Origin of the sequence: Pantoea sp. Pa-EAmG, from assembly GCF_030024295.1 — a bacterium.
GTDB classification, from domain to species: Bacteria; Pseudomonadota; Gammaproteobacteria; order Enterobacterales; family Enterobacteriaceae; genus Pantoea; species Pantoea dispersa.
The window spans coordinates 1-5,662 of the sequence record NZ_JASEWO010000233.1; the positions used below are offsets into that span (position 1 = coordinate 1).

4 protein-coding genes are annotated in these 5,662 nt (G+C 53.3%); all 4 read right to left on the bottom strand.

The genetic code is table 11. From position 1 onward, the window contains the following. Positions 1–101: 101 nt before the first annotated feature. Positions 102–1,046 (bottom strand): tRNA pseudouridine(55) synthase TruB, encoded by a 945-nt coding sequence (truB, locus tag QMM04_RS20445; protein ID WP_282996889.1) that lies wholly within the window; start codon positions 1,044–1,046, stop codon positions 102–104. Further along, entirely contained in the window at positions 1,046–1,453 is a 408-nt protein-coding gene (rbfA, locus tag QMM04_RS20450; protein ID WP_034826517.1) for a 30S ribosome-binding factor RbfA, read from the bottom strand. The genes truB and rbfA overlap by 1 nt, the downstream gene beginning before the upstream one ends. A gap of 65 nt (positions 1,454–1,518) precedes the next feature. Continuing rightward, entirely contained in the window at positions 1,519–4,209 is a 2,691-nt protein-coding gene (gene infB, locus QMM04_RS20455; RefSeq protein WP_282996890.1) for a translation initiation factor IF-2, read from the bottom strand. Positions 4,210–4,226: 17 nt separating this feature from the next. Beyond that, the coding region (nusA, locus tag QMM04_RS20460) for a transcription termination factor NusA (protein WP_282996891.1) at positions 4,227–5,662 on the bottom strand (1,436 nt) is incomplete at its 5' end.

Consider the following 5,662-nt stretch of genomic DNA (forward strand, 5'->3'; position numbering starts at 1 on the left):
GCCGATCTCTAATTCAGCAGCCCGCTTTTAAAGCCGCGCTATTCTACTCTTCGCCAGATAGCAACGCAAATGCGTCGTAAAGGCTAAAGCCTGTGTTTCGATTAGGCGGGAAACTCAACCACCAGACGACGCGGCGCGACACGCCCATCATCCGCGATTTCAGCCATACCAATGAATTTGTGGCCGTCACCTTCAGTGACACGCACCAAACCCTGTTCAGGGGCATTCGCCACCTGCACCGGCATACCTTGTTTGAAAAAGGCCGCCACAGAAGGGAGCAAATTCACGACAGGAAACTCTTCTGCTGGGCTGTCCATCGGTAACAGCAAGGCGTCCAGAGTGGTGTAATCCGGCGTTTCAGTGGCATTAACTGCAGCGGCCATCTCTTGCAGTTGTTCAAGCGTGATCATTCTTTCAATCGGATAACGCGCTACCTGCAGACGACGCAGCATAATCACATGCGCACCGCAGCCAAGTTTTTCACCCAAATCATCGATGATGGTGCGGATGTAAGTCCCTTTGGAGACATGAATCTCCAGCTCCAGTTCATCGCCTTCCCAGCGAATAAACTGCAGTTCGAATACACGGATAGGGCGTGCTTCACGCGGAACAGTAATGCCTTCGCGTGCATATTCGTACAGCTTACGACCCTGATACTTCAGTGCGGAGAACATGGTCGGCACCTGCATGGTGTCACCACGAAAGCTCTCCAGCGCATCGTCCAACATCGCCTGGTTAAAGGTCACCGGGCGTGTTTCGACGATGTTGCCATCGGCATCTGAGGTATCCGTGCGCTCACCCAACTTTGCAATCACACGATAACGTTTATCGGAATCGAGCAGAAACTGCGAAAACTTGGTCGCTTCACCGAGGCAAACCGGCAACATGCCAGTGGCCAGGGGATCCAGCGCGCCGGTGTGGCCCGCTCGATTAGCATTAAACAGGCGCTTCACTTTCTGCAGGACATCATTAGAGGATGCACCCTGATGCTTATCCAGCAAAAACACACCGTGGACGTCGCGACCGCGACGACGAGGACGACTCATTAGTCCTCCTTGTCATCTTCCGCCGGGCTTTCACCTCGACGCTCAACATCACTCTTGATAACGTTACTGACGAGGTTAGACATGCGCATACCTTCGATCAGTGAGTTGTCATAGAAGAAGGTCAATTCCGGCACGATACGCAGACGCATCGCTTTACCCACCAGAATACGGATATAGCCTGAGGCTTCTTTCAGCGCTTTCAGGCCATTTTTTACCGCATCTTCGTCCTGATCATTCAGGAAGGTCACGAACACTTTGGCGTAAGCCAGATCGCGTGAGACTTCCACGCCAGAGACGGTCACCATCATGCCAAGACGCGGATCTTTGATTTCGCGCTGCAGGATGATAGCGATTTCTTTTTGCAGTTCCTGAGATACGCGCTGTGGGCGGCCAAATTCTTTTGCCATTTTTCTTTCTCCCAAATAATTCGGGAGGCCAGAGGCCTCCCAAATTGCAACACATCAGATAATAATCAATCGATGGTGCGTTTAATTTCAATCACTTCAAAGACTTCGATCATATCGCCAACACGAACGTCGTTGTAGTTCTTCACGCCGATACCACACTCCATGCCATTACGCACTTCGTTGACATCGTCTTTAAAGCGACGCAGAGATTCCAGTTCGCCTTCGTAAATCACCACGTTGTCGCGCAGCACGCGAATCGGGTTGTGACGTTTGATGTTGCCTTCGGTGACCATACAGCCTGCGATAGCGCCGAACTTCGGTGACTTGAACACGTCACGTACTGCAGCCAGACCGATAATCTGCTGTTTGAACTCTGGCGCCAACATACCGCTCATTGCCGCTTTAACTTCGTCGATCAGATTATAGATGACGGAGTAGTAACGCAGGTCAACGTTTTCAGCATCAATCACGCGGCGAGCAGAAGCATCAGCACGCACGTTGAAGCCGAGGATGATCGCGTTGGATGCTGCAGCCAGGGTTGCGTCAGTTTCGGTGATACCACCCACGCCTGAACCGATGATGCGCACTTTCACTTCGTCGGTAGAGAGTTTCAGCAGAGAATCGGAGATCGCTTCCACAGAACCCTGTACGTCGGATTTCAGTACGATGTTCAGCTCGGACACTTCGCCTTCGGTCATGTTGGCGAACATGTTCTCCAACTTCGACTTCTGCTGACGCGCCAGCTTCACTTCGCGGAACTTGCCCTGACGATACAGTGCAACTTCACGTGCTTTCTTCTCATCACGAACGACAGTCGCTTCATCACCTGCTGCTGGCACACCAGACAGACCAAGGATTTCCACTGGAATCGATGGACCGGCTTCCAGTACTTCGCGGCCCAGTTCATCACGCATCGCACGGACACGGCCGTATTCGAAGCCACAGAGTACGATATCGCCTTTGTTCAGCGTACCTTCACGCACCAGTACGGTAGCAACCGGACCACGACCTTTGTCGAGGAACGATTCGATAACCACACCGCTCGCCATACCTGCACGAATCGCTGTCAGCTCCAGGACTTCAGCCTGCAGCAGAATCGCATTCAGCAGGTCATCAATACCGGTACCGGCTTTCGCAGAGACGTTAACGAACATGTTCTCGCCGCCCCACTCTTCCGGAATGATGCCGTACTGAGTCAGTTCGTTTTTAACGCGATCCGGATCGGCTTCTGGCTTATCGATTTTGTTCACAGCAACCACAACCGGCACCTGCGCCGCTTTTGCGTGCTGGATAGCTTCGATGGTCTGTGGCATCACGCCGTCATCCGCGGCAACAACCAGGATAACGATATCCGTTGCCTGAGCACCACGAGCACGCATAGCGGTAAACGCGGCGTGACCTGGGGTATCCAGGAAGGTGATCATACCGTTGTCAGTTTCAACGTGGTATGCACCGATATGCTGAGTAATACCGCCAGCCTCGCCAGAGGCGACTTTGGTTGAACGGATATAGTCGAGCAGTGAAGTTTTACCGTGGTCAACGTGACCCATGATGGTCACGACTGGCGCGCGGCTCTCTTGCGCGGCATCGGTATCACGGTCGTCCATTACCGCTTCTTCCAGCTCATTCTCACGGCGCAGGATCACTTTGTGACCCATTTCTTCCGCGACCATCTGAGCCGTTTCCTGGTCGATGACCTGGTTAATGGTCGCCATGGCGCCCATCTTCATCATCGCTTTTACAACCAGAGAGCCTTTGATTGCCATTTTATTGGCCAGCTCAGCAACGGAGATAGTTTCACCGATGATGACATCGCGGTTCACCGCCTGTGCTGGCTTGTTAAAGCCCTGCTGCAGTGAACTTGGTTTACGGTGCTTGCCGCCTTTACCGCCACGTACCTGAGCACGTGCTTCTTCGCGGTCGGTTTTCGCTTCAGAATGTTTGTTGCCTTTCTTCACCGGGCGAGCAGCTTTAGCGGTACGCGTACGCGTACGGCCAGCTTCAACCTGACGATCGTTCTCGTCTTCAGCCTGACGGGCATGAGTTGAGGTAGTGACGTGGTAATCACCCTTATCCTCTTCTTCAGGTTTTTCCCATTCAGCCGCTTTTTCTTCAGCCAGACGTTTAGCTTCTTCTGCCACGCGACGGGCATCTTGTTCTAGCTTACGACGCGCTTCTTCTTCTGATTTACGTTTCAGTTCAGCCGCTTCGGCTTCACGACGGGCTTTATCAGATTGCGCAGCCTTGGTTACTTCGTCGGTAGGTTGATTAGTCACTTTCTCATTTTCCGCTGCTTCACGCTTAGCCTTTTCAGCGGCTTCGCGCTTGGCTTTATCTTCGGCTTCACGTTGCGCTTTTTGTTCAGCTTCGCGACGGGCTTGTTCTTCCGCCTCGCGACGCGCCTGCTCTTCCGCTTCACGCTGCGCCTCGGCTTCTGCTTCTGCCTGAGCTTGCTCAGACTCTGCATCACCTTTCACGTATGTGCGCTTTTTGCGGACTTCGATTTGCACCGACTTACTTTTACCCCCGGTGACGGGAATATTCAAGGTGCTGCGCGTTTTGCGCTGCAAAGTCAGTTTACTTGAACCGGTCTGACCGTGTTCACGATTCAAATGGGACAGTAAGGTTTCTTTCTCTTGCTGGGATACCGCATCGTTTTCAGACTTGCGGATCCCTGCGTCAGCAAATTGCTGTACCAGGCGATCGACCGGAGTCTGAATTTCGGCGGCCAGCGATTTTACGGTTACATCTGTCATGCTGTTCCTTCCTGTTATTACGCGTCATCGCCGAACCAGCAGATATTACGTGCAGCCATGATCAGCGCACCGGCTTTCTCATCATCCAGCCCTTCAATATCTGTCAGATCGTCAACACCTTGCTCAGCGAGATCTTCCAGCGTGCAAACGCCTTTAGACGCCAGGCGATACGCCAGCGTGCGATCTAAGCCCTCAAGATTCAGAAGATCCTCAGCGGGCTCCTGATTACCAAGGCTCTCTTCTTTCGCTAATGCCAGGGTGGTTAACGCATTTTTTGCTCGTTCACGCAGGGCTTCAATGGTCTCTTCGTCGAGGCCGTCGATTTCCAGCAGCTCGTTGATTGGCACATAAGCCAATTCTTCCAGCGAAGAGAAGCCCTCTTCCACCAGAACGGTGGCGAACTCTTCGTCGATGTCGAGATGTTTGGTGAACATATCGATCGCTGCGTGGGCTTCAGCCTGATGCTTAGCCTGCAGATCATCGACGGTCATCACGTTCAGTTCCCAGCCACTCAGTTGGGAAGCCAGACGCACGTTTTGGCCGTTACGGCCGATCGCTTGAGCCAGATTCCCGGCTTCAACCGCGATATCCATGGTGTGATTGTCTTCATCCACCACGATAGACGCCACATCGGCTGGCGCCATGGCGTTAATCACGAACTGCGCTGGGTTATCGTCCCACAGCACAATGTCGATACGCTCACCGCCCAGTTCGCTTGAAACAGCCTGCACACGCGCACCGCGCATACCGACACAAGCACCCACTGGATCGATACGTTTATCGTTGGTCTTCACAGCGATTTTCGCACGTGAACCCGGATCGCGCGCTGCCGCTTTGATCTCGATAACTTCTTCGCCGATTTCTGGTACTTCAATGCGGAACAGCTCGATCAGCATTTCCGGCTTAGAACGGGTCACAAACAGCTGCGCGCCACGTGCTTCTGGACGCACGGCATACAACACACCGCGAATACGGTCGCCTGGGCGGAAGTTTTCACGTGGCAGCATGTCTTCACGACCAATCACAGCTTCAGCATTGCTGCCGAGGTCCAGTGAAATGCTATCGCGGTTCACTTTTTTCACCACGCCGGTGATGATCTCACCTTCGTGCTGACGGAACTGATCAACCACCATCGCGCGCTCAGCTTCGCGCACTTTCTGCACGATAACCTGCTTCGCGGTTTGCGTAGTGATGCGGTCGAAGGTCACAGATTCGATCTGATCTTCAACGTATTCGCCCAGATTGAACGCTTCATCTTCGAAGCGAGCGGCATCCAGCGTAATCTCACGGGTCGGCTGAGTGACTTCTTCAACAATCTGCCAGCGACGGAAAGTATCGAAATCGCCGCTGCGGCGGTCAATGCTGACGCGCACTTCGATCTCTTGCTCATACTTCTTTTTGGTCGCAGTGGCCAAAGCGCTCTCCAGCGCTTCGAAGATTTTCTCACGCGGCA